The sequence below is a fragment of the Micromonospora sp. NPDC048843 genome, assembly GCF_040649965.1.
GTDB classification, from domain to species: domain Bacteria; phylum Actinomycetota; class Actinomycetes; order Mycobacteriales; family Micromonosporaceae; genus Micromonospora; species Micromonospora hortensis.
Map to the genome: position 1 here is coordinate 1 of NZ_JBEZGJ010000114.1, position 24375 is coordinate 24375.

Consider the following 24375-nt stretch of genomic DNA (forward strand, 5'->3'; position numbering starts at 1 on the left):
TCCACACCAGCTTCATCCGACGCCTCCCCTGGCCCTGGCGGGCCGACGACCATCAAGACAGGCCACCTACCGGGAAAGGTTCGCGCCCGTTACACCGCCGGGGCCGGGCCACCACGACCCGCACCACGGCCGTAGACCGCGCCGCCGGCCGGCGCGCCGCCCCCATAGACACCACCCCTGCGGTCGTCGTCGGCCGGGAACCCGTCAACGGCGCGGCCGGCGCGCGGGCCGAACGGTTCACCGTCCGGCTCCGACGGGTCGGACTCGTCAGCGGTCGGCGGCCGACGGCGGGCGCGAACGATGCCGAAGATTCCGGCGGCGACCAACAGAAGGCCGATCAGCCCGACCGCCCCGACCAGGTACGTGATGTCGTCGAGGCTCAGCCCGTCGGTCCAGGACTTCGAGGCGGCCGGCTTGCCGCCGTCCTCGGCACTCAGCGGCGCGGCGGTCGACGTGGACGGGGTGTAGCCGAGGATGTCGACCGGCTCGTCGTCGGTGAACCGGCCCGCGTCGGAGACGGTGAGGAACGACTTTCCGTCCGAGGTGTAGCTGATGGCCTCGCCGAACGGGTCGGCCAGCGGCGTCACCCGCGGCTTGCCGGTGGTGAGCGCGCCCACGATGTCGCCACCGGTCACGTCGAACTCGAAGGCGTCCGCGTACGTGCGCAGAACCACCCGGGAGCCGTCCGGTGCCCTCGATGCGCCGGTGATGGCAATCCGGCCGAACGTGTTGAGGGTGTTCTCCGTCTGGGTCTTCGGCAGCGTGAGCTCGCCGGCCTTACGCATCGGCACCGGGTCGGTGTCGCCGCTCTTGAGAGCCGCCGACGGCGTGTAGATCTCGGCCTTGCCACTGGTCACCTTGGTGATGATCAGCGGTTTTCCGTCGTCGCCGATGAGCAACGCCTCAGCGTCGTGCGGTTTGGCCTCCGGGTAGGAGAGCCGGTGCAGCGTCGGCTGCTTGGCGCCGGTGACCGGCATCGACCAGAGTGCGACGCGGCTGCGGCGCTCCTTCGAGTCGGGGTTGTCACCGGTGTCGGCGATCCAGAGGGTGCGGCCGTCCTTGGACAGGGCGAGATCCTCGGTGTCGAACGGACCCTGCCCCGAGTAGCGGACCGGCTCCTTCGAGATCTTGCACTTGCTGTCGAGGAAGAACACCCGCTTGCGCGCCGCGACGTCGGTGCCGTCGTTGATGACGATGTAGCCACTCTTGGTGGCCACCAGCCCGGACAGCTCCCGTAGGCGCTCGTCGGCGATCGTGCATCGCTTCTGGCCAGGGTTCGCTGCGGGCGGCCCGGACGCCCCAGGGGCGGGAGCCGCTGCGGCGACTCCGGCGAGCGCCACGGTTGCCCCGAGCAGGCCGAGGGCAACCGTGACCGAGGAAACAACGCGGCGCATTCGGCCAGTGTCGCATGCCGCGCGTTTCCGGTGGATGACGCCGTGGCCGCTCAGGACCGGCTGCCGGCCGCCTGCCCCTGCCGCTCCACGTCGAAGGCCGTCAGCTCCGCCGCAAGCTCCGCGCCGACGCGGACGTGCAGCAGAGTGCCCTCCGGCAGGTGCGACGTGCTGAGCACCTCACCAGTGCGGTGCGCCCGAGCGACCAGGTCACCCCGGTCGTACGGCAGCACGGCCCGGACCTCCACGGCCGGACTCGGTAGCCGCTCCTCGATCGCCGCGCGCAGCTCGTCCATGCCGCGCCCCGAGTGCGCGGACACGAAGATCGCGTCCGGCCAGAGCCGCTTGAGCCGCAGCAGAGTGTCCTCGTCGGCCGCGTCGGTCTTGTTGACCACCAACAGCTCGGGAAGCCGGTCCGCGCTGACCTCGGCAAGCACCGCGTGGACCGCCCGGACCTGCTCCTCCGGATCCGGGTGGGTGCCGTCCACGACGTGCACCACCAGATCCGCCTCCGCGACCTCCTCCAGCGTCGAACGGAACGCCTCGACGATCTGGTGCGGGAGGTGTCGGACGAAGCCGACGGTGTCGGAGAGGGTGTAGAGCCGCCCGTCCGAGGTGGTGGCCTTGCGGGTCGTCGGGTCCAGCGTGGCGAACAGCGCGTTCTCCACCAGCACGCCCGCGCCGGTCAGCCGGTTGAGCAGGCTGGACTTGCCGGCGTTGGTGTAGCCGGCGATGGCGACTGCGGGAACGGAGTTGCGGGAACGCCGGGCACGCTTGGTCACGCGGACCGTCTTCATGCTCTTGATCTCACGGCGCAGCCGGGAGATGCGGTGACGGATCCGCCGCCGGTCGGTCTCCAGCTTGGTCTCACCGGGACCACGAACACCCACACCGCCACCGGCGCCACCACCGCGGCCGGAACCACCGGTCTGCCGGGAGAGCGTCTCACCCCAACCGCGCAGTCGGGGCAGCAGGTATTGGAGCTGGGCCAGCTCGACCTGCGCCTTACCTTCCTTGCTCTTGGCGTGCTGGGCGAAGATGTCGAGGATCAGCGCGGTGCGGTCGACGACCTTGACCTTGGTGCGCTGCTCCAGGTTGCGCAACTGCGACGGGGACAGCTCACCGTCACAGATGACCGTGTCGGCGCCGGTGGAAAGCACCACCGCGCCGAGATCGTCGACCTTGCCGCGGCCGATGTACGTGGCCGGGTCGGGTCGGGTACGACGTTGAATGAGCCCTTCGAGCACCTGCGAACCGGCGGTTTCGGCCAGCGCGGCGAGCTCGGTCAGCGAGTTTTCCGCGTCGGTGACGGTGCCTTCGGTCCAGACGCCCACCAGGACGACCCGCTCCAGCCGCAGCTGGCGGTATTCCACCTCGGTGACGTCGGTGAGCTCGGTTGACAGGCCCGGGACGCGTCGGAGGGACTGCCGCTCCGACAGCTCCATCTCGCCGGTGGTGACGTCGTCGAGCTCGTCCTCGACGGGGACAAAGCTCTCCTGGTCTCGCAAGCGGTTCTCCTGTCCGTTTTGATAAGTAGAACGTAATCCTGACATGACACAACGCCGAACGCACCTGCTATATGCCCATGGTGAAGGTCGCCAAAAGTGGGGGCGAATGCTGGTCGGCCGCGACAACCCGGTAGAAATGCGGGCGGCGGCCGATCGGCCGCACAGCCGTTACGGAGGGATCCCGTGGCCATCACCCGAATGCCCAGCGCCGGATTTTCGATCACCATCCGGATCGCCGTGACCGCGGACGCCTCCTCGATCGGCCGACTCACCACCTCCGTCGGCGAGGCCGGGGCGATCGTCACGGCGCTGGACGTGGTGGACTCGGACCCGACCCACGTGATCGTCGACCTGACCTGCGACACCGCCGACGCCGGTCACGCCGACCAGGTGGTCGACGCGCTGACCGCGCTGGACGGCGTGGACGTGCGCAAGGTGTCGGACCGGACGTTCCTGCTGCACCTGGGCGGCAAGATCGAGGTGACCTCGAAGGTCGCGCTGCGCAACCGCGACGAGCTGTCCCGCGCGTACACCCCTGGGGTGGCCCGGGTCTGCATGGCGATCGCCGAGAACCCGGCCGACGCCCGGCGACTGACCATCAAGCGCAACACCGTCGCCGTGGTCAGCGACGGCTCGGCGGTGCTCGGCCTGGGCAACCTCGGCCCGGCCGCGTCGCTGCCGGTGATGGAGGGCAAGGCCGCGCTGTTCAAGCGCTTCGGCGGGGTGGACGCCTGGCCGGTGGTGCTGGACACCCAGGACACCGATGAGATCGTGCAGATCGTCAAGGCGATCGCGCCGGCCTACGGCGGCATCAACCTGGAGGACATCGCCGCGCCGCGCTGCTTCGAGATCGAGGCCCGGCTGCGCGAGGCGCTGGACATTCCGGTCTTCCACGACGACCAGCACGGCACCGCGATCTGCGTGCTGGCCGCGCTGACCAACGCGCTGCGGGTGGTGGGCAAGCGGCTCGAGGACGTCCGGGTGGTCGTCTCCGGAGCCGGGGCGGCCGGCACCGCGATCATGAAGTTGCTGCTGCGCCAGGGCGTCGGCGACATCATCGCGTACGACCGGGAGGGCGCCCTGCACCGCGGGCTGACCGGGCTCAACTCGGCGTGGCAGTGGCTGGCGGAGAACACCAACAAGGAGAACTACTCCGGCGACCTGCCCGGCGCGATCCGCGGCGCCGACGTGTTCATCGGGGTCAGCGCGCCGAACCTGCTCACCGGCGACGACATCGCGCAGATGGCGAAGGACTCGATCGTCTTCGCCCTGGCCAACCCCGACCCGGAGGTCGACCCGCGGGAGGCGCGCAAGCACGCCGCAGTGGTCGCCACCGGCCGCTCGGACCAGCCGAACCAGATCAACAACGTCCTCGCGTTCCCCGGGGTGTTCCGCGGCATGCTCGACGCGCACGCCGAGGAGTTCACCGAGGAGATGGCCCTCGCGGCCGCCCGGGCCATCGCCGACGTGGTCGGCGAGGACAAGATCAACCCGACGGTGATCGTGCCGAGCGTCTTCGACTCCCGGGTCGCCCCGGCGGTCGCCGCCGCCGTGCGCGCCGCCGCGCACAACCCGAGCCCGCTCCCGGCCGCCGACCCCGGCCCCGCCGACCTCCCCGAGATCGCCGCAAGCGCCAGCGCCACCCCGTAGCGCGCCAACGACCCACCAACCGCGCGCCGTTGATCAAGAGGTTTGCGTCAGGAAGTACGCGAAACTTGACGCGAACCTCTTGATCAACACGGGAAATGGTGGGGCGCGTTAGGGGCGGAGTGTTTTTGGGTTCAGCTCGCCGGTGGCTACCAGGACGGCGGGGCCGGAGAGCCAGCAGGAGTCGGCAGTGACCGTCACCGTCAGGCGGCCTCCGGGCACGTCCACGGCTACCACGCCGGTGTTTCGCCCGGCGTCGCGCAGCGCCACCGCGCCCACCGCGCAGGCACCGGTGCCGCAGGACAGGGTCTCGGCGCTGCCGCGCTCGTACACCCGCATCACGCTGTGCTCGTCGGTGCCGTCGACCGGGTCACCCGCCACGATGAACTCGACGTTCACCCCGCTCGGGAAGACCGCCGGATCGAACCCGGGCGCGACGGTCAGGTCCAGCGCCGACAGCTCCACGCCGGCCGGCAGCACGCAGACCAGGTGCGGGTTGCCGACGTCCACCACCGCACCGGTCAGGGTCAGCCCGCCGAGGGTGGCGGCGGAACTGTCGTACACCCGGGGTCGGCGCATCTCGACGGACACGACGTCGCCCTCGACCAGCGCGCGCACGACGCCGGCCCGGGTGGCCACCGGCAGCGCCGCTCCGGCCGGCGTAGCCAACCCGGTGTCGAGCAGGTAGCGCACGAAGACCCGGGCGCCGTTGCCGCACATCTCGGCGAACGAGCCGTCGGCGTTCCAGTAGTCCATGAACCACTCGGCCTCGCCGGCCATACCCGCGCCGTCCGGATGCTTCGCCGCGCGGACCACCCGCAGCACGCCGTCCGCGCCGATGCCCCGACGCCTGTCGCAGAGGGCCGCGACCAGCTCCGGGGTCAGGTCGAGCTGACCGTCCGGGTCGGGAAGGAGGACGAAGTCGTTGCCGGTGCCGTGGCCCTTTGTGAACTCCACTCCCCCATCATCGCGCAGCCGCCGGCACCAGACGCAGGGCGGCCCCGATCAGGTCCGGGGTCGTCGAGTCCAGCCAGTGGATCCGTGGGTCACGGCGGAACCAGGACCGCTGCCGGCGGACGAAGCGCCGGGTCGCCCGGACCGTCTCGTCGTGCGCCTGCGCCTCGGTCAGCTCACCGGCGAGCAGGCGCAGCACCTGCTGGTAGCCGAGCGCCCGACTCGCCGTCCGCCCCTCGCGCAGCCCGCGCCCGACCAGCTCACGGGTCTCCGGCACCAGACCGTCGGCCCACATCCGGTCGACCCGCAACGCGATCCGCTCGTCCAGCAGGCCGGTGTCGAGGTCGACGCCGAGCTGGACCGACGGGTAGTACGGCGTGGGCTGCGGCAGCGAGGCGGCGAACGGCGCGCCGGTCAGCTCGATCACCTCCAGGGCCCGCACGATCCGCCGACCGTTGCCCGGCAGGATGCTCTCGGCGGCGACCGGGTCGGCGGCGCGCAGCCGCGCGTACAGCGGGGCCGGGCCGACCTCGGCCAACTCCCGTTCCAGCCGCTCCCGTAGCGCCGCGTCGGTGCCGGGGAACTCGAAGCGCTCCAGCACCGCGCGCACGTACAGCCCGGAGCCACCGACCAGCAACGGCACCCGCCCCCGGGACAGGATGTCGTCCACCGCCGCGCGGGCCAGTCGCTGGTACTCCGCGACGCTCGCCGGCTCGGTGACCTCCCAGATGTCCAACAGGTGATGCGGCACCCCGTCCCGCTCGGCGAGGGTCAGCTTGGCGGTGCCGATGTCCATGCCCCGGTAGAGCTGCATCGAGTCGGCGTTGACCACCTCGCCGTTCAGGGCATGCGCCAACGCGATGCTCAGCGCGGACTTGCCGGCCGCGGTCGGGCCGACCACAGCGACGACCAGGCCCGTCACACCCGCTCCCAGGACGCCACGAAGTAGGCCACCCCGTAGGGGGCGGAGTCGTGCAGCAACTCGCCGCGCCACCCACCACCGGCCGCGCGGGCCGCGCCGGCGAGCACCTGCCAGGGGGCGCGACCGGCGGCCTTCAGCTCCGTCGACACCACCGGGTCGAGGCCGAGCAGGGCGTCCAGGTCCGCGTCGGCCAGCGCCGTGGCAACCCTCTTGTCGTACGGGAGGGCGCGCGCGTCGTCGTACCCGGGTGCCTTCTCTCCCCGGCAGGCCGACCCGTCCCCGAGCACCAACGACGCCACCCGGTCACCGGCGGCGCCGACCTCGTCCGCGAGCGCGGCCAGCTCGGCCGGGCCCGCGTCGGCGGCCACCTGCACGGCCGTCACCGGCGGTCGGATGTCGTGACGGGCCAGCAACCACGCGCCGACGGTCAGGCTCAACGGCAGCACCGCACCCCGGTCCGGTTGGCCCGGCACCAACGGCACGTACAGATCGACACCCCAGGGCTGGAGAGAACCGGTCGCCGGGGTGGGGATCGGGCCGGTCACCGGGCCGGTGCCCACCAGCACCACAATGTCCGGATCGGCGGCAAGGAGCCGGCGTACGGCGGTGTCGCAGGCCGCCCGCAGATCGTCCAACTCCGGGGCCGCGGAGCCGGCCACCTCGGGCACGAGCAGGGGCGGATGCGGGCAGACGGCAGCGGCGACCAGTGGCACCCGTCCACCGTAGCGGGAATCCCCGGTGCGTCTCCGCGCCGATCCGGTCATTCGGCCCCTAGGACACCGTATGGTCACGGTCGGCGATAGGCGCTCGACGCGGACCGGGTCGGACCTGTGACAATGCCGGAAGCAACTTGGCTGCGCCGTGGCGGCGACGGGGGATCGATCCCTCGACGCCGGGAGAACGAGGATGGGTACATGAGCGACTGGACTGCCTTCGGACGGGTGGACGCGGACGGCACCGTGTACGTCAAGACCACCGAGGGAGAGCGGGTGGTCGGATCCTGGCAGGCGGGAGCACCGGAGGAGGGCCTGGCACACTTCGCCCGTCGCTTCGCCGACCTGGTGACCGAGGTGGACCTGACCGAGGCGCGACTCAAGTCGGGTGCGGCGGACGCCGGGCACTCGTTGAGCACGATCCGGCGGATCCGTGCCACGCTCCCCGAGGCCAACGTGGTCGGCGACATCGACGCGCTGGCCACCCGCCTGGACAAGCTGGCGACCCTCGCCGAGGAGAAGGCCGGCGAAGCGCGCGCCGCCCGGGACGCCGCTCGCGGCGAGGCCCTGGCCCGCAAGACCGCGCTCGTCGAGGAGGCCGAGAAGCTGGCCGCCGAATCCACCGGGTGGAAGACCGCCGGGGACCGGCTCAAGGAGATCCTCGACGAGTGGAAGACCATCCGCGGGGTCGACAAGAAGGCCGACGGTGAGCTGTGGAAGCGGTTCGCCGCAGCCCGGGACGGCTTCACCCGCCGCCGCGGCGCCCACTTCGCCTCCCTGGACTCGCAGCGCAAGCAGGCCCAGACCGCCAAGGAAGAGTTGGTAGCCGAAGCGGAGAAGCTCTCGGAATCCACCGATTGGGCCGCCACCGCCAACCAGCTCAAGGACCTGATGACCCAGTGGAAGGCCGCTCCGCGCGCCTCCAAGGAGGCCGAGCAGAAGCTCTGGGAACGGTTCCGGGGTGCGCAGGACGCCTTCTTCAGCCGGCGCAGCGAGGTCTTCTCCGCACGGGACAACGAGCAGCGCGGCAACCTGGAGCGCAAGCAGGCCCTGCTCGTCGAGGCCGAGGCGTTGGACATCGACGCCGACCCGAAGGGCGCCCAGGCCAAGCTGCGGGAGATCCAGGCCCAGTGGCACGAGGCCGGCCGGGTGCCCCGCGAGGCGGCCGCCGGGCTGGAGCGTCGACTGCGCGTCATCGACGACAAGGTCCGTGACGTGATGGACTCGGCGTGGCGCCGCACCACCAAGGAGGACAACCCGCTGCTCGCCCAGATGCGGGCGCAGGTCGCGGAGGCCGAGGACCGGCTGGCCCGGGCGCAGAGCGCCGGGGACGCACGCCGGATCAAGGAGGCTGAGCAGGCCCTCGCCTCCAAGCGGCAGTTCCTCCAACTCGCCGAGCAGGCCGGCTGAGCTGACGACGTCCGGAGCCCCCGGTCCCCAGCGGGACCGGGGGCTTCCGCGTGTCCGCCCTCAGACGTCCGCATCCCCGAGCGCCCGCACCCGCCCCGAACCCCCGAGCGCTGTAGCCCCGACCCCCCGATCCCCCGGGTCCGCGCCCCCACGGCCCCGAGCCCCGCGCCCGCGCCCAGTTCAAGATCGGCGCAACTTCCCGGATGTTGCTGCCTCGGACAGGCGGGAGACAACAACATCCCTGATGTTGCGCGGATCTTGACGACCAGCAGCGTCCTGAGAGACCCGGAGCGGGTTGCGGCATCCACGGCCGCCGAGGTCATGCTCGATCCAGGATGTAGTGGCCACGTACCGGCCGGGAGACCACTCCATCCATGTTCTAGCGCGATCATGCAGGGGGGCACGCGATGCAAGGCGGGCAGCGCGAGCGGAGAAACGGGCACGGTGCGAACGGGCGTGGGCGCGGGGCGGGCGCGAGTGTGGGCGGGGATCGCGGGCGCGGCGCGAGACCGAGCGGAGACCGCAAGCCCGGCGCGAGCGCGGGCGGCGGGGCGGGGCGGTGCGGGCGGCCAGGTTGACGCATTGACGTGGGCTGATCAGAATGAGCGACGGAGCCAGGTAGGGCCACCGGCGCGAGGGCGACGAAGGCGGAACATCCGCCGTCGAGGGTCGCCGGTGAGCTTCCGCGAGTGACCACGTCCGCGTGACATGGGCCGTCGCGTGCTGTCCGCGTACTCCTTTGGGGCCGTGCCATGCGGACGGCCGCCCGCCGGCGTCGTTCCTGGACGGCGCCGGACCTCCGAAGTGGAGCTCGAATTGTTCCGTCCTAAAGCTCTCAGCGGTGCGCTCACCGCGCTCGTCACCGTCGCGGCTGGCGTGTTCCTCGCCGCCGCCGTCAGCACCAGCCCGGCCGTCGCCGCGGGTACCGGTACGGGTTATCTGCACACCAGTGGCAACCAGATCGTGGACAGCACCGGTGCGACGGTCCGGTTGACCGGCATCAACTGGTTCGGCATGGAGACCGACAACAAGACCTTTCACGGGCTGTGGTCGAACAACCCGTGGCGGGGACAGCTCGACACGATGGCCCGGCTGGGTTACAACACGTTGCGGGTGCCGTACTCGAACGACGCGCTGAAGCCGGGTGCGACGGCCAGTGGGATCAACGACTTCGTCAACCCGGACCTGATCGGGCTGTCGCCGTTGCAGATCCTGGACAAGGTGATCGACTACGCCGGCAGCAAGGGCATGCGGATCATCTTGGACCGGCACCGGCCGACGGCGGCCGGGCAGTCGCCGCTCTGGTACACGTCGACGGTTTCCGAGGCGACCTGGATCAACGACTGGAAGATGCTCGCCCAACGGTACGCGGGCAACCCGACGGTGATCGGCGCCGACCTGCACAACGAGCCGCACGCGGAGGGCACCAACCCGGCAGCCACCGGCGCGTGCTGGGGCTGTGGCGACACCACCCGGGACTGGCGGCTCGCCGCCGAGCGGGCCGGGAACGCCATCCTCGGTGTCCAGCCCAACTGGTTGATCTTCGTGGAGGGGGTGAGCTGCCCGAGCGGTGGCCTCTCCAACGTCTGGGACGGCGACACCAGCAACGACGAGGACTGCGGTTGGTGGGGCGGCAACCTGTCGAAGGCGGGTCAGTTCCCGGTCCGGCTGAGCGTGCCGAACCGGTTGGTCTACTCGCCGCACGAGTACGCCACCTCGGTGTACCGGCAGACCTGGTTCGACGCCCCGGACTACCCGGCGAACATGCCGGCCATCTGGGACAAGTACTTCGGTTACCTCTACAAGCAGAACATCGCCCCGATCATGATGGGCGAGTTCGGCAGCACCCTGGTCGACCCGAAGGACAAGGTGTGGCTGGAGAAGCTGATGGCGTACACCGGGACCGGGGTGACCGGGATGTCCTTCACCTACTGGTCGTGGAACCCCAACTCGGGTGACACCGGCGGGATCGCGCTCGACGACTGGACGAACGTCAACACCGCCAAGCAGGCGATCCTCCAGCCGTACCTGATCGCGCCGTCCGGTGGCGGCACCGGCGGGCCGACGGACCCGCCGACGGACCCGCCGACCGGCGCCTGCACGGCCACCTACCGGCAGGTAAACGCCTGGCAGGGCGGCTTCCAGGGCGAGTTGACAGTGAAGAACACCGGCTCGGGCGCTGTGAACCCGTGGTCGGTCGCCTGGAGTTGGCCGTCCGGGGTGACGTTGGGCAGTGGCTGGAACGCCACAGTCACGCAGTCCGGTACGACTGTCACCGCGGCGGCTCCGAGCCACGCTCCGTCCCTGCCGGCGGGCGGGTCGGTGACGGTGGGCTTCACCGCCAACGGCACGGCCAGCGCGCCGGGCACCGTGAAACTCAGCGGCACCGCCTGCTGATCCACCGGGACGGCCGGTGCGCCGCTGCCGGGACGGCCGGTGCGTAGCGCATCGGCCGTCCCGGCCATTTACATTCAGGTTCTTCTATGTTCTTATCGGGAAAGCGCTTGCCTCTTCGTTGGTGGGCGCGAGCGCGGGAGCCGCTTTCCTTCACGAACCTGCACTGGCGGGCCCGAGGACCACTGGTCCCGGCCGAGACTCGCCGCCCACGGGCATGGGCGTCGCGACACCTCCGTCCGCCTTCTCGAAAGGAAGCAGCATGCGCACAGGACGGCGTCGAATGACGCTGATCGCCACCACTGCCGCAGCCACCGCCACCCTGGTCACCGCCGGGCTGTTGACCTCCGTGTCCGCCCAGGCTGCTGCCGGCTGCCAGGTGGCCTACTCGGTCGCCAGCCAGTGGCCGGGCGGATTCACCGGCAACGTCACAGTCACCAACCTCGGCGACCCGGTCTCCGGGTGGACGCTGCGCTGGTCGTACGGGGCCGGTCAGCAGGTCAGCCAGGCGTGGGGCGCCACCGCCTCGCAGAGCGGCAGCCAGGTCTCCGCGACAAACGTCGACTACAACGGCAGCCTGGCGACAAACGCCAGCGCCACGTTCGGCTTCAACGCGAGTTGGAACAGCTCCAGCAACCCGGCTCCGAGCGGCTTCACCCTGAACAACGTCGCCTGCACCGGCAGCACCACACCGACCACCCCGCCGCCGACCGACCCGCCACCGTCGAGCACTCCCCCGCCCAGCACCCAGCCGCCGTCGACACTCGTCGGCTGGGCCACCCAGAACGGCGGCACCACCGGTGGCGGCAACGCCGCCACCACCACCGTCACCACCGCCTCGGCGTTGACCAGCGCGCTGAACGCGACAGGCGCCGCAGTGATCCGGGTGTCCGGAACGATCACGTGCTCGGGCATGCTGCGGGTCCGGTCCAACAAGACCATCCTCGGCAACTACGGCGCGACCATCGCCGGTTGCGGGTTCAACGTCAGCGGTGACCGCAACGTGATCATCCGTAACCTGACCTTCCGCAGCTGGAACGACGACGCGATCAACGTGCAGGAGTCGGCCACCAACATCTGGATCGACCACAACAGCTTCAGCAACGGGTACGACGGCGCTGTCGACATCAAGCGCGGCTCGGACTTCGTCACCGTCTCGTGGAACCGGGTCTTCAGCCACGACAAGACAATGTTGCTCGGCCACAGCGACGACAACGCCAGCCAGGACGTCGGTCACCTGCGGGTGAGTTACCACCACAACTGGTTCGACGGCAGCAACCAGCGCAACCCTCGGGTGCGCTTCGGCAACCCGGTGCACGTGTACAACAACTACTACCGGGCCAACGGCGGCTACGGCGTGGCGTCCACCGAGAACGCCGGCGTGCTCGTCGAGGGCAACTACTTCGAGAACGTCGACGACCCGTACCACCGCGGTGAGGGGGACTCGGGGCCCGGCAGCCTGGTCGCCCGCAACAACCACTTCGTCAACTCGCCCACCGGCCAGGCCGGCGGCAGCGTGGCCAGCATCCCGTACTCCTACCAACTGGACACCGCCAGCAACGTCAAGTCCATCGTGACGGCGGGCGCCGGCGCCGGCCGGATCACCGTCTGACTCGACCTTCCGCGGAAGGGCCCCTCGTCCAGGGGCCCTTCCGTGCGGTCAGTGAGTGGCGCAGCCAGCGGCGGGGGCAGCCACGACCGGCGGTGCGCCGATCGTCGGCAGCCCGAGCAACACCCCAGGGGTACGCGGGGAGCGACCCGCCTCGGCCGCGTCACCGGCCCGGGTGCGACGGTGCGCCACCGGCGGTCCGTCGGCGTTCAGGTGGTGCGGCGCGGCGTACGTGACAGTGGTGTGCACGATGTCCCCCGGCCGGATCTGACCAGCGAGGGACTCCCCGTCGGCGGTCTCGGTCGCGAAGTGCACCAGTCGACCGTCGCGGGCCCGACCGGACATCCGGCCGGTCCGCTCGTCCTTGCGGCCCTCGCCGACAGCGACGAGCACCTCGACGGTCTCACCGACGAGGCGCTTGTTCTCCGCCCAGGTGATCTCCTCGACGCATTCGATCAACCGCTCGTAGCGCTCCTGCACGACCTGCTTGGGCAGTTGATCGTCCATTGTCGCGGCGGGGGTGCCGGGCCGCTTCGAGTACTGGAAGGTGAAGGCCGAGGAGAACCGGGCCTCCCGGACCACGTCCAGGGTGCGCTGGAAGTCGGCCTCGGTCTCACCGGGGAAGCCGACGATGATGTCGGTGGTGATCGCCGCGTCCGGCATCGCCGCGCGGACCTTCTCGATGATCCCCAGGTAACGCTCGGAACGGTAGGACCGGCGCATAGCCCGGAGCACGTCGTCGGAGCCGGACTGCAACGGCATGTGCAGCGAGTGGCAGACGTTCGGCGTCTCGGCCATCGCGGCGATCACGTCGTCGGTGAAGTCCTTCGGGTGCGGGCTGGTGAAGCGCACGCGCTCCAACCCGTCGATGTCGCCGCAGGCACGCAGCAGCTTGCCGAACGCGAACCGGTCGCCGAACTCCACACCGTACGAGTTGACGTTCTGCCCGAGCAGGGTCACCTCCAACACGCCCTCGTCGACCAGGGCGCGCACCTCGGAGAGGATGTCGCCGGGGCGCCGGTCCTTCTCCTTGCCGCGCAGCGCCGGCACGATGCAGAACGTGCAGGTGTTGTTGCACCCCACCGAGATCGACACCCAGCCGGCGTACGTGGACTCGCGGCGGGTGGGCAGCGTGGACGGGAAGACGTCGAGCGACTCCAGGATCTCCACCTCGGCGGCGGCGTTGTGCCGGGCCCGCTCCAACAGCACCGGCAACGCGCCGATGTTGTGGGTGCCGAAGACCACGTCCACCCAGGGGGCCTTGCGGACGATGTCGCCCCGATCCTTCTGGGCGAGGCAGCCGCCGACAGCGATCTGCATCCCGGGGTGCTTGTCCTTCACCGGGCGCAGACGACCGAGGTTGCCGTAGAGCCGGTTGTCAGCATTTTCCCGCACCGCGCAGGTGTTGAAGACCACGATGTCCGGGGTGTCGTCGCCAGCGGGTGCGCGCTCGTATCCCGCCTGCTCGAGCAGGCCGGAGATGCGTTCGGAGTCGTGCACGTTCATCTGGCAGCCGTACGTGACGACGTTGTAGGTCCTAGCCACCCTGTTGGTGCCCCTTCCCCTCGGGCTACCAGGGTAGCGGCCCGGCCCGGGGGGACCTCCGACCGGCATTGTCCCGTCCTGCGGCGTTGACCCGGCGACCCATGGTGAGGGTCTACGGCGGGCAGTACGCTGCGGCACAGAACGTGTTCTGGGCGATTCGGGGTCTTCGTACTCAGGGCCGCCACTGCGCGGCTCCGCTCAGCCGGGCAGCGCAGAACGACCCGCGGGAGGCCACACGTGACGCGAGGAGATGCGACACAACGCCTCGTCACGACGCCGGACGGGCGGCGCCTCGCCGTGGAGACCTCCGGCGCAGCGGACGGTCCCCCGGTCTTCCTGCTGCACGGCACCCCCGGCAGCCGCAGCGGCCCTCGCCCCCGGGGCATCGTCGTCTACCGCCTCGGCGTGCATCTCGTCTGCTACGACCGACCCGGGTACGGCGACTCCGACCGGCACGAGGGTCGGCGGGTGGCCGACGCCGCCGCCGACGTGGCGGCGATCGCCGACGACCTCGGCATCGACAGGTTTGCGGTGGTGGGCCGAGCCGGTGGCGGGCCGCACGCCCTGGCCTGCGCCGCGCTGCTGCCGGACCGGGTCACCCGGGCCGCCGTGCTGGTGGGGCTCGCCCCGGCCGGCGCGCCCGACCTGGACTGGTACGCGGGCATGGCGGAATCGAACGGGGAGGACTACGGGCAGGCCGACGAGGACCTCGCCGAGCTCACGCTCAACCTGAAGGTTCGCGCGGACGAGGCCCGCCGGGACCCGATGACGCTGCTGGACTTTCTCCGCCCCCAGTTGCCCGACGAGGACATCCGGGTCGTCGACGACGTCGCGATCCGCCGACTGCTGACCGACATGTACTCCGAGGCGCTGCGACACGGTCCCGAGGGTTGGATCGACGACGTGCTGGCGATCCGGCGCGGCTGGGGGTTCGACCTGGGCGCCATCCGCGCGGAGGTCCGGCTCTGGCACGGCGAGCAGGACCGCTTCTCCCCGGTGGAGCACTCGCACTGGCTCGCCTCGCGGATTCCGCGCGCCGAGGTGCAGGTGCAGCCCGGCGCCGCGCACTTCGGGGCGATGGAGATCCTGCCGCAGACCCTGACCTGGCTGGCCACGCCGGACCTCGCGACCAGCCCGCAGCTCTGAACGCCCGACCCGGCCGGACCGGCGGGTCGGCGGACGGCCGGTCACCCGCCGAACGCCCCGCTCAGATGGTGTGTGGGTCGATCACCCGGACCACGAACCGCCGTTCGCGCAGGGTCTGCACTGTGGGATGTTCCAGACCGATCACCTCTGCCAGCCGGTCCGCCACGACCCCGACGTCCTCGGTGGCGGGGCCGTCGCCGGCCTGTCTCGCCACCAGGGCGAGATCGCCGAGGCAGCGCAGCGTGTCGGGGTGGTCCGCACCGATCACCGCGGCCAGCCGGCCGGCGGTCTCCCGCAGCCGGTCCCGCGCCGACTCCCAGTCACCCTCCTCGGCGAGGCACACCGCCTGGTTGACCTCCGCCGCGAGGGTGTGCGGGTGGTCCGGCCCGAGCACCTTGCGCAACTCGCCGACCGCCCAGGCCGCCGACGCGAGGGCGTCCGACCTTCGCCCGAGCGCGCGCTCCGCGGCCGAGATGTTGCTCAGCGTCGCCAGGGTGTGCGGGTGCTCCGGGCCGAGCCGGAGCTGCTCCTCGAACGCCACCCGCACGGCGTTCATCTCGGTGAGCGCCCGAGCCGCGTCGCCGACGGCCAACAGGTTCGCCGCACGGCTGGAACGACACGCCACCGTTTCCGGGTTGTCCGGACCGAAACGATCGTCGAGTTCGCGGTAGGCCGTCTCGAACATCGGTGCGGCCTCGCTGCCCCGACCGGAACTGCGCAGGGACACCGCCAGGTTGACCTGAGCGGCGAGACTCTGGCCGTCATCCGGCCCGAGCACCTCGCAGTACGTCTCGTACACGGTGCGCAGCAGGGCCGTCGACTTTTCGTACTCGCCAGCTTCGCGCAGGTCGCTGCCGAGCCGCACGGCGGAGACGAGGGTGTAGGGATGTGTGGGGCCGAGCACCAGCCGCCGCCGCTGGTGCACGTCGTCGTCCCAGCGACGGGCCGACCGGTAGTCGCCGACCAGCCGGTACGAGACGGCGAGGTTGTTGGCCGCGCTCAACGTCCGGGGGTGGTCCTCGCCGAACACCTGGAGCCAGGAGGCGTAGGTGGACCGGTCCCGTTCCAGGGCCTCGGCGTAGCGGCCGAGCGCCCGCAGGTCAGCGCCGAGGCTGCCGGCGGTCATCAGACTGTGCGGGTGCAGCGGGCCCAGCAGTCGGCGTTGTTCGGCCAGCACCGCCTCGTCCAGTTCCCGCGCCTCGTCGAACCGGCCCCGGCAGCGCAGGATGTTCGCCCGGTTGAACCGCAGGTGCAGCAGTTGGCGGCCCAGCGCCGACGCCTCGACCTCGTCGTGAGGGTCCCCGAGCCGGGCGCTCCAGGTGTCGTCCACCTCCTGGCTGAACACGTCGGCCTGATCCAGACCGCCGCGCTGCCACAGATAACGGACCCGGTCGATCAGTAGCTGACACACCGGCTCGTCCGGGCAGGTCAGCGCCTCGGAGACCTCCAGGTGCGGCCAGAGCATGCGCAGCCGGGCCCAGGTGGTCGGGTCGTCCACGTCGCCACGGGGCCGGGATGCGGCCAGCACGAGGTGCACCTGGTGTCGGGCGGCGTTGATCTCGTCGTCGGTCATCCGGTCGCGGACCACCGCCTGCATCAGCCGGTGCACCTGGACGCGACCGCCCTGGACGTCGAGTTTGAGCAGTGCCAGGCGGTTGATCTGCTGGACCAGGGCACCGCGCACCAGCCGCTCGGTAACCGACGGGTCGAACGGCACGAGGGCCGCCGCCATCTCGTCACTGTAGATGAGTTCGAGGGCGATCTCCGGGGCCAGCACCGAGCAGAGCTGCAACAGCCGGTAGGCGGCGGGCGCCTGCTCCAGCAGCCGGTTCAGTGACAGGTCCCAGGTCGCCTCCACGGAGAGGGCGCTGGGGCCGTGCCGCTCGATCTGCCGCAGGTAGTCGGCGACCGACGTGCCGGTGTCGGCGAGCCAGGCCCCCGCCGCGGCCACAGCGATCGGAAGGTCGCCGAGCGCCTCGGCCACCCGGTCGGCCTCCTCGGCGCTGATCGTGGGCACCCGCTGGGCGAGGTGCGCCACACTCTCGGTGCGGTCGAAGACGTCCACCTGGATCGGGTTCGCCCGGTCACCCCAGGCGCGGTTGCGGGAGGTCAGCAGAACGTGCCCGGGGCCCTGCGGCAGGAAGGGCTCGATCTGGTCGAGTTCTTCGGCGTTGTCCAAGACGACGAGCCACCGCTCGTACGGCTCACCACGGCCGAGTACCTGGAGCACCGACCGGACCGTGTCGGGCAGGGTCGGCCCGACGAGGATGCCGAGGCGACCGGCGAGGTCGGCGAGGGCCGTGTCGACGAACTGCGGCGGGTCCGCCACGATCCACCAGACCACGTCGTACCCGGCCCTGAACCGGTGCACGTATTCCAGGGCCACCTGCGTCTTGCCGACGCCGCCCATGCCCTGCAGGGCGACCGGCAGCACCACGGCGCTGCCCCCGCTCTGCAACTGCGCGCGCAGCCGCGCCAGGTCGTCCTCCCGGCCGGTGAACCGGGCGTTCCGGTTGGGAGCATTGAAGATCAACGGCTCGGTGCCGGGATAACGGGCACTCCCATCCGCTGGGCCGTCCGCCGACGACGGCACCGGCCGGCCGACCAGCCGCAGCACCCGTTCCGCGGCGGTCGCGGCGCTCACGTTGACCAGGTTGGTGGAGCTCTGGGACGGGAACTCGGCCAGTGGGCGCAGGTCGTCGACGTACACGGCCAGGGCCGTGGAGCCGGTGCTCGTGTCCCGGTCGGGCATACCACCGGACGGGGCCGCCACGTAGGCCGGCGAGACCACTGTCAGGGTGCGCGGGGCCGGCGTACCGGCGGACCCGACGGCGGCCGTGGGCTCCACCACCCGCAGCCCGGCCGAGCTGAGCAACCGCTCCAGCCACTCGGCCCAGATGGCGTCCTCCGGCGCGTACCGGAGCACGATCTGGTCGTCGATCGCCTCGGTGCGTCGGCGGAACCGGGCCTTGCCCCGCTCCCGCACCGACTCGTCCATCACCGGCAGCGCGGTCACCCCGCCGTTGGTGAGGATCCCGGTCAACGTCTCGTACGCGGCCAGCAGCGACGTCGGTGAGCCCGACGGGTCGCCGAACGTCGCGAGGGTCTCCTCGTACGCGTAGAACGGTCGGTACGGGACCTCCACCACGGCCCAGTAACGCCGCCGTTCCGCCTCGGTCATGCCGGCCGGCAACCCGGCGAACCGGCGCATGGCCAGCAGGCGACCCGCCTTGGCCCGCTCCTTCTCGGCCTGGTCGACCCGCATCGGCACCGGCAGGACCCGGATGTCGCGCCGCCGGTACCGGTCCCGTACCGAGTGCGCCACCCGGGCCGCGCCGTCGATGCCCTGGTCGCTGAGAGTGAAACAGTCGACCAGGGTGTCCGGTAGGTGCAGGGTGCAGATGTCGGCGACGTCGCTCAACCCCGTCCGGCTGTCGATCAGGGTGAAGTCGTACTGGCGCTTCATGTCCGCCCGTAGCGCCTCGAAGAACTGCGCGCCACCCAGCCGGTTGTAGAAGTTCTCCCAGTCCAGCCCGCTCACCGAGACGGCGTAGTCGCTGTTCTGCCGCCCGGCGGAGAGGAAGTCGAGGCCGCCGCCGTCGGGGAAGTTCCAGTGCAGCGAGAACGCGTGCCGCCCGACCCGGGCGTACTGCTCCATCCAGCGGTCCGGCCGGTCGTCGACCCGGGTGGTCTCCCACTCGTAGTCGCGAATCATGTCGATCACACCGCTGGTGCCCTGGATCGCCTCGGCGTCGAGGAACGGGTGGAAGAAGCGGTGCAGACCGGGCGATTCGAGGTCCCAGTCGGCGACGAGCACCCGCTTGCCGCTGGCAGCCAGGATCCAGGCCACGTTGGCCAGCGCCATCGTTCGGCCCGTTCCACCCTTGAACGAGTAGAAGGTCACGACCTGGCCTTCGCGATCGTTGTTCATCGGTTTTCTCCGTGGGGACGCGGTGGGGCCGGATCATCAGGCGGGGACGCGGGGTCGGTGGAAACGGTCGAGCCGGCGGCGGGCGGGCCGTCACGCAGGCTCGGCACCGGCTCTGGCGGTGGTTCGAAGGGGACGACCGGGCCGTACTTGAGGAACTGCCGGCGCGCCTCGGTGACCAGCGCGGGCATCAGGTCGACGAACTCCGGCATGTTGCACGCCCGCTTCACCTGGGGCAGGCCGGCGTCGTACAGCAGCTGCGTCACCTCGGTGGCCCAGCGGGTGGCGTCCTGGCTGTCGTCGTCGGTGACCACCAGCGGAACGACCCACTCCCGCAGGCCGTGCAGCATCCGGGCGAGGACGCCGGCCGCGTCCGGCGCCGCCGCGATCCACGGGTCGACAAGCAGCACGGCCGGCCGCCGATCGAGCAGCGCGGAGGCCTGCGCGAGGTCCTCGGTACGGGCCGAGAGCCCGAGCCGCTCGGCGGTGCTGGCCGCGTACTCGGCGGCGGTCAGTTGCTGGCGACCCCCGTACGGCCGCCAGAGCCGGCCGCTGGCGGCGTAGCCGGCGGGGTCGCGATCGGTCGGCAGCCGGTCCCGGGTCGGGGCCAGGACGGCGACGACGAAGTCGGGGTCGGTCGGCGCCGGACCGACCACCTCGTCCAGGCCGGGCGCCCGGGACGGGCCGATCGGTTGTCGCTCGGCGGTGTGCACGATCCGGCTCGCCAGGCGGCTCAGCATCAGCTCGTACTGGGCCCGGTAGGAGGCCAGCATGCAGAACGCGCGCAGGCCGTCCGCCGCGTACTCCGGGACGTCCCGGCCCAGGTCCAGAGCACCGTCCAGCTCCGGGTGGGCCTCCCACGGGGGGAACGGGATCCACAGCACCGGGGTGAAATGGCCGGCGGTGACCCGGGACGACCCGGCGGCGGTCAGCCGGGCCCGGAAGGACTCCTGCTCCCCCAGCGCCCAGGGGCGACTGAAGTAGCCGGGCGAATAGAGCGGGACGAAGACCTCAGCGTCACCGAGCGCCTCGGCGAGGGCGGCCTTCCAGTCGGCGCCCAACGGGATGTGCTGATCGAAGAAGCCGATCCGCATCCCGTCGACCGGTCGCGCCTGACGCCGGACCTCGTCGGTCAGGTCGGCGAAGAACTGGCCGACCCAGACGTCGGCCCGGGCGCCCGGCGGCGGCGCCGAATGGGCGTAGCTGAGGAAAAAGTACGTCCCCCGCGCCGACCGACTCGGGTCCGCCGACGGGCTCATCCCGGCTCCGTCTCGTGCGCGGAGCTACCCGCGATTCGTGGTTCGATGCGACGTCGTGCGAAGGCATGCCGTTCCAAGTCGCGACGGTGCGCGCCGAACCAGCCGATCGCGAAGTCCACTGCGGCACGCACTGGCAGCAGGCGCGCGCTTGCCCGCCCCACCCGACCGTGCCGCACCAACGGCGTCTCCTCGAGCGCGGCACCGACCGTCGGGAAGTCCCGGTCGTCCAGGTCGAGGGCCCGAAAGTCGAGGCGGACTCGCCGCCCGTCGACGAGCCGGAAGCAGCGGTAGTCGCGCTCGGGTAGCGGCACCGGCAGCCGGTACTCGGCCAGGTGCAGGGCGGTGCACGCCTCGTAGCCGAGGCCGAGCAGCAGGATCTGCCCGTCCGTCGCGTAGAGCTCGCCGACCGGTGAGCGTTCTCCCAGGTGGCAGGTGAGGTCATGGGCGTCGGTGAGCTGCCGGGCCTGCGGGCCGAGCGCGGCGAACGAGGTCTGTGGATGATCGCTGCGCACGGCACCGGGGGCACAACGGACGTACTCGGCGAGCGCCCCCATCCGCTGCGCGGGGGTGCTCCGGCGGTCCCAGCCCGGCAACGCCGCCTCGTACCGCTCGCGCTGCGCCCGGTCCATGCCGGCGGTGGCCGCCAGGTGGGCCCGGGAGGTGGTCGAGTTGCCGTCGGTGTGGGTGGGCACCAGCAGCGTGCCGGCCGGGCCGAGGACGTCGCGCAGCGCGCCGGCGAGGGTCGCGGGGCCGTTCTCGAGCGGGCCCACCCGGCGCAGGCCACAGTGCACCAGTAGGCGCGCCCCCGGGCGTACGCCCAACGCCCGCAGGTCGTCGGCGAGGTGCGAACGGCCGAATGTGGGCGGTGGGTGCTCATCTGGCCTCGACACGGGTCTCCTCCAGGGCGTGCCCGAGCTGGCCGACGAACCGCTCACCGGCCGCGGTGAGCGACCGGCTGGCCAGCAGCGCGTCGACGCCGTCCCGGGTCCACCCCAGGAAGTGGGCCGCGTGCGCAGACGCGTCCGGATGGTCGGTGGCCGCCCGGGACTGCCAGACCTGGGTGACGGCGAGATGGGCGTACACCCCTTGGAGGACGCCCTCCGGTGGTCGCGGGTCGGGTCGCCACGGCACCCGGATCCGAAGGCCCTGCCCGGGTTCGACAAGGTCGTACAGGTCGAGCACCGCACCCAGCTTCGCGTGCTGCCACTCGTGCACGAGCAGCACCGCCATCGTCTCCGGGTCGGCATGGGGGGTGACGGCGACAGCCCCGAACGCGTGCCGGGCGGTCGCGCTGCGCAGAGGTCGCGCCGGGTCGGGCGCCAACGGAACGACGGCACGCAGGCCGCCGTCGAGCGCCGCCGCGTGCGCCGGCACGTCCCGGTGCACCACCCGCCAGGCCTCCGCCAGCGTACGGCCCAACGCCCGCGCCGCCGGGACCTCCAGGCGGGACTCGACCGGCTGGCCGTAGCAGTCGCGGTACGGGTCACCGTCCTCAAGGAGTAACCGGCCACCGGGCACCGACACGTCGCGGGTCGGAAACCAGCCGATCGACGGCGACGCCAGCGGATCGAGGAGCACCGTCTGCGCGACCGACCCGCCCCGGACCTGGAACTCGCCGGGCCGGACGGTCACCTCGGCGCTCTCCCCCAGGCCGGGCAGCACCAGGCTGCCGAACGTGGGCAACGTGATCGTGTCGGCCCGCACCGGGACGTGCAACGCGGCCGGGACGCCGACCCGCAGCGCCGCGGCGATGGCGAGGGCGGGCAGTGGGTCGACTGCCGCGCCGAGGCCGGGCGGCGATGACGAGTCGAGGCGATGCACCAGCGCGGGCCGGACGAAGGGGTGGGCCAGGATCGCCCGGACCGCCTCCGGAGCCGCCCGGTCGAGGTGGACGAGCAGCTCCCACGCGGCAGTGGTGCCGGACCCGTCCCGGCAGGCCGCCAGCAGCGCCCGGGTGATGGAGAGCTGGGTGTCGGCGAGCAGCGCGAGCGTCGACGCCGAGCCGTGCCCGGTCGCCAGGTCGTCCAGCAACTCGTCGACGGACGAGGTGGTCGCCCCTTCGCCCGGCGCGGATGGAGTTTTCGGTGGGTAGGCGTCCACTGTGTCGATCAGGCGGAGCAGGTCGGCGCAGTACACCGAAGGGTTGTCGAAGCCGGAGCCGGTGCGCCAGCGGTGGGCGTACAGGCCGCCGCCGCACCGGTCGACCACCGGGCAGGCCCGGCAGGTCGCGCAGAGCCCCTCGACGCCGTCCTGCCGGACGGCGACCCCGGGGTGCCGCGTGACCTCGTCCACCGAGTGGTCGAACACGTCGAAATCGGTGCCGGCCGCGCCGTGGTACGCGGTCTTCAACGAGTCGACCTGCTCCCAGCTGCCGTCCGCCTCGATGACCAGCACGTCGGCCGGCGCGAGACCGAACGCCTCGGTGCCGCCACCACCCGGGCGCAGCGCCTCGAACATCCGGATCGACATCGGGCGCCCGTCATCCACCCACCGCCGGTGCAGCCGCCCCAGCCAGTCCGCGTACGGGGTGGGCTCGGGGCCGGGCCGCTGCGGGGGGTTGTCCCAGGTGGCGTGGGGCAGCAACAGGTCGACCCGGGGCGGGCTCTCGGCCAGCAGCGCCTCGTACACCCGGTCGGGATCGTTGCGGACGTCGATCGTGCAGAGGATGCCGGCGTAGCTGGCGCGGTGTTCCGGCCGTCGGAGCAGGGCCAGCGCCCGCCGGACGAGGTCGTGGCTGCTGCCGCCGTGGGCGAAGACCCGGTGGCGGTCGTTTGCGGCACGGTCGCCGTCGAAGGAGACACCGACCCGCACGTCGTACTCGACGAACAGCCGGCACAGTTCCTCGTCGAGCAGCACGCCGTTGGTCTGCATGCGCAGGTCGAGTCGTGTCCAGGGGGTGATCGTCTCGCACAGCTCGGCCAACACGTCGCGTAACCCGGCGGCCCCCAGCAGCAGCGGCTCACCCCCGTGCAGCACCACGTGCGCGACGGGCAACTCGTGCTCGCGGGCGTGCTCGGCGATGCGCCGTGCGGCGGCCTGGACGGTGGCCGGCGGCATCCGCGTCGGACGGCCACGCCAGGTCTGGTCGGCGTGCTGGTAGACGTAGCAGTGGTCGCAGCTGAGGTCGCACCGGCTGTGCACCTTCAACACGAACTGGCTGATCCGCCGGCAGGATCCGCCCGCTCCGGGCGGACCGCACCGGCAGACCATCACTCAGATGGACGAGTTGAAGGCGGCGACGGCCACGATGCCGGACGGCACGGAGTCGTTCGCGACGACGCGGGTGCGCACCGCCTCGATCAGATCGGCGTGCTCGACGGCGATCCGTTCCAGCGGAATGTGCAGGCTACGGGTGAGACCGTCTAGGTCGGGGCGGGATGGGCGGGTGGGGGCATGGTCCACAATGAGTCTCCGGGGGCCCGGGGCGCTGGGAGCGCGAGCGGCGGCTGTGGCTCGAACGGCTCTGGTCCGTGACAAGGATAGACAAATATCGACCCAGTGTCACCGTCGGTACCATCGCCGACACGGCGAGTGGCGCACGGCGGTGGACGGAGGAGGAGCTGACATGTGCCGGAGCATCAAGACGCTGCGTGAGCCGTTCACCCCGCAGGTGACCGACGCGGACGTCGAGGCGGCAGCGTTGCAGTACGTCCGGAAGATCTCTGGCTTCCGAGCTCCCGCCGCGCACAACGCCGCCGCTTTCGACGCCGCGGTGGCCGCCGTGGCCGAGGCGACGCGCACCCTGCTCGACCAACTGGTGGTGCGGGGCGCCGGATCGGGCACCACCGACCGGTCGGCCACCGCCGCCAGCTGATCGCCGCTGACCGGCACGGCACCCGGCCGGGCCTGACCCTTCAGAGGGTCAGGCCGCGGCTGCCGTTGGCGGTGCCGGCCCAGGCCGGGTCCATGCACTTGCCCATCGCGCGGATGGTCCCGTCGGAGGCGAAGG

General features: G+C 71.5%; 16 protein-coding genes and 1 pseudogene. 6 read left to right on the top strand and 11 right to left on the bottom strand.

Annotation, left to right across the window (positions count from 1 at the left end; all coding sequences use genetic code 11):
- Positions 1–125: 125 nt before the first annotated feature.
- Together AB0C20_RS24010 and hflX are read right to left on the bottom strand one after the other, a co-directional pair.
- Positions 126–1394: pseudogene (locus AB0C20_RS24010) on the bottom strand (hypothetical protein); the annotation flags it as partial.
- A gap of 50 nt (positions 1395–1444) precedes the next feature.
- Positions 1445–2899, bottom strand: a complete 1455-nt coding sequence (hflX, locus tag AB0C20_RS24015) for a GTPase HflX (protein ID WP_238683384.1) — start codon at positions 2897–2899, stop codon at positions 1445–1447.
- 183 nt (positions 2900–3082) lie between these two features.
- On the opposite strand from hflX, the gene AB0C20_RS24020 reads away from it, so the two are divergent.
- Positions 3083–4549, top strand: coding sequence for an NAD-dependent malic enzyme (locus AB0C20_RS24020; RefSeq protein ID WP_238681286.1), 1467 nt, complete (start codon positions 3083–3085; stop codon positions 4547–4549).
- A gap of 108 nt (positions 4550–4657) precedes the next feature.
- Here the strand turns inward: AB0C20_RS24020 and dapF are convergent, their stop codons facing one another.
- Genes dapF through AB0C20_RS24035 form a run of 3 tightly spaced genes read right to left on the bottom strand, consistent with a single transcriptional unit; the run spans position 4658 to position 7186 of the window.
- Positions 4658–5503 (bottom strand): diaminopimelate epimerase, encoded by an 846-nt coding sequence (gene dapF, locus AB0C20_RS24025; protein ID WP_357182839.1) that lies wholly within the window; start codon positions 5501–5503, stop codon positions 4658–4660.
- Positions 5504–5510: 7 nt separating this feature from the next.
- Positions 5511–6422 (bottom strand): tRNA (adenosine(37)-N6)-dimethylallyltransferase MiaA, encoded by a 912-nt coding sequence (miaA, locus tag AB0C20_RS24030; protein WP_357182842.1) that lies wholly within the window; start codon positions 6420–6422, stop codon positions 5511–5513.
- Positions 6419–7186, bottom strand: coding sequence for a hypothetical protein (locus tag AB0C20_RS24035; RefSeq protein WP_357568775.1), 768 nt, complete (start codon positions 7184–7186; stop codon positions 6419–6421). Before AB0C20_RS24035 ends, miaA begins: the two co-directional genes overlap by 4 nt.
- Positions 7187–7336: 150 nt before the next feature.
- Here AB0C20_RS24035 and AB0C20_RS24040 point away from each other — a divergent pair, with 150 nt between their 5' ends.
- The 3 genes from AB0C20_RS24040 to AB0C20_RS24050 all read left to right on the top strand — a co-directional run bounded on the left by AB0C20_RS24040 (position 7337) and on the right by AB0C20_RS24050 (position 12551).
- Positions 7337–8545: a DUF349 domain-containing protein gene (locus tag AB0C20_RS24040; RefSeq protein WP_357182848.1), complete on the top strand. Its 1209-nt coding sequence runs from the start codon at positions 7337–7339 to the stop codon at positions 8543–8545.
- An 816-nt stretch (positions 8546–9361) separates the two neighbouring features.
- The gene (locus AB0C20_RS24045; RefSeq protein WP_357568776.1) at positions 9362–10942 is read left to right on the top strand and encodes a cellulase family glycosylhydrolase; all 1581 of its coding nucleotides are present in this window, start codon (positions 9362–9364) and stop codon (positions 10940–10942) included.
- A 259-nt stretch (positions 10943–11201) separates the two neighbouring features.
- The gene (locus AB0C20_RS24050; RefSeq protein WP_357182853.1) at positions 11202–12551 is read left to right on the top strand and encodes a cellulose binding domain-containing protein; all 1350 of its coding nucleotides are present in this window, start codon (positions 11202–11204) and stop codon (positions 12549–12551) included.
- A gap of 48 nt (positions 12552–12599) precedes the next feature.
- On the opposite strand, the gene miaB is transcribed toward AB0C20_RS24050, so the two are convergent.
- Positions 12600–14093 (bottom strand): tRNA (N6-isopentenyl adenosine(37)-C2)-methylthiotransferase MiaB, encoded by a 1494-nt coding sequence (gene miaB, locus AB0C20_RS24055; RefSeq protein ID WP_357182856.1) that lies wholly within the window; start codon positions 14091–14093, stop codon positions 12600–12602.
- Between the two features lie 237 nt (positions 14094–14330).
- Here miaB and AB0C20_RS24060 point away from each other — a divergent pair, with 237 nt between their 5' ends.
- Positions 14331–15239, top strand: coding sequence for an alpha/beta hydrolase (locus AB0C20_RS24060; protein ID WP_357568777.1), 909 nt, complete (start codon positions 14331–14333; stop codon positions 15237–15239).
- A gap of 61 nt (positions 15240–15300) precedes the next feature.
- Here AB0C20_RS24060 and fxsT read toward each other — a convergent pair whose 3' ends face one another.
- The 5 genes from fxsT to AB0C20_RS24085 form a co-directional block, all read right to left on the bottom strand.
- Entirely contained in the window at positions 15301–19170 is a 3870-nt protein-coding gene (gene fxsT / locus AB0C20_RS24065) for an FxSxx-COOH system tetratricopeptide repeat protein (protein WP_357568778.1), read from the bottom strand.
- The gene (locus AB0C20_RS24070) at positions 19167–20426 is read right to left on the bottom strand and encodes a TIR-like protein FxsC (RefSeq protein ID WP_357182864.1); all 1260 of its coding nucleotides are present in this window, start codon (positions 20424–20426) and stop codon (positions 19167–19169) included. The genes fxsT and AB0C20_RS24070 overlap by 4 nt, the downstream gene beginning before the upstream one ends.
- Entirely contained in the window at positions 20423–21316 is an 894-nt protein-coding gene (locus AB0C20_RS24075; RefSeq protein ID WP_357182867.1) for an AAC(3) family N-acetyltransferase, read from the bottom strand. The genes AB0C20_RS24070 and AB0C20_RS24075 overlap by 4 nt, the downstream gene beginning before the upstream one ends.
- A complete protein-coding gene (locus AB0C20_RS24080; RefSeq protein WP_357568779.1) occupies positions 21300–23576 on the bottom strand; it encodes an FxsB family cyclophane-forming radical SAM/SPASM peptide maturase in 2277 nt (758 codons plus the stop codon). The genes AB0C20_RS24075 and AB0C20_RS24080 overlap by 17 nt, the downstream gene beginning before the upstream one ends.
- A 63-nt stretch (positions 23577–23639) precedes the next feature.
- Entirely contained in the window at positions 23640–23828 is a 189-nt protein-coding gene (locus AB0C20_RS24085; RefSeq protein WP_357182872.1) for a hypothetical protein, read from the bottom strand.
- Positions 23829–23991: 163 nt separating this feature from the next.
- Between AB0C20_RS24085 and AB0C20_RS24090 the strand changes: the two genes are divergently transcribed.
- Entirely contained in the window at positions 23992–24240 is a 249-nt protein-coding gene (locus tag AB0C20_RS24090; RefSeq protein ID WP_112676127.1) for a DUF2277 family protein, read from the top strand.
- Positions 24241–24375: the final 135 nt, after the last annotated feature.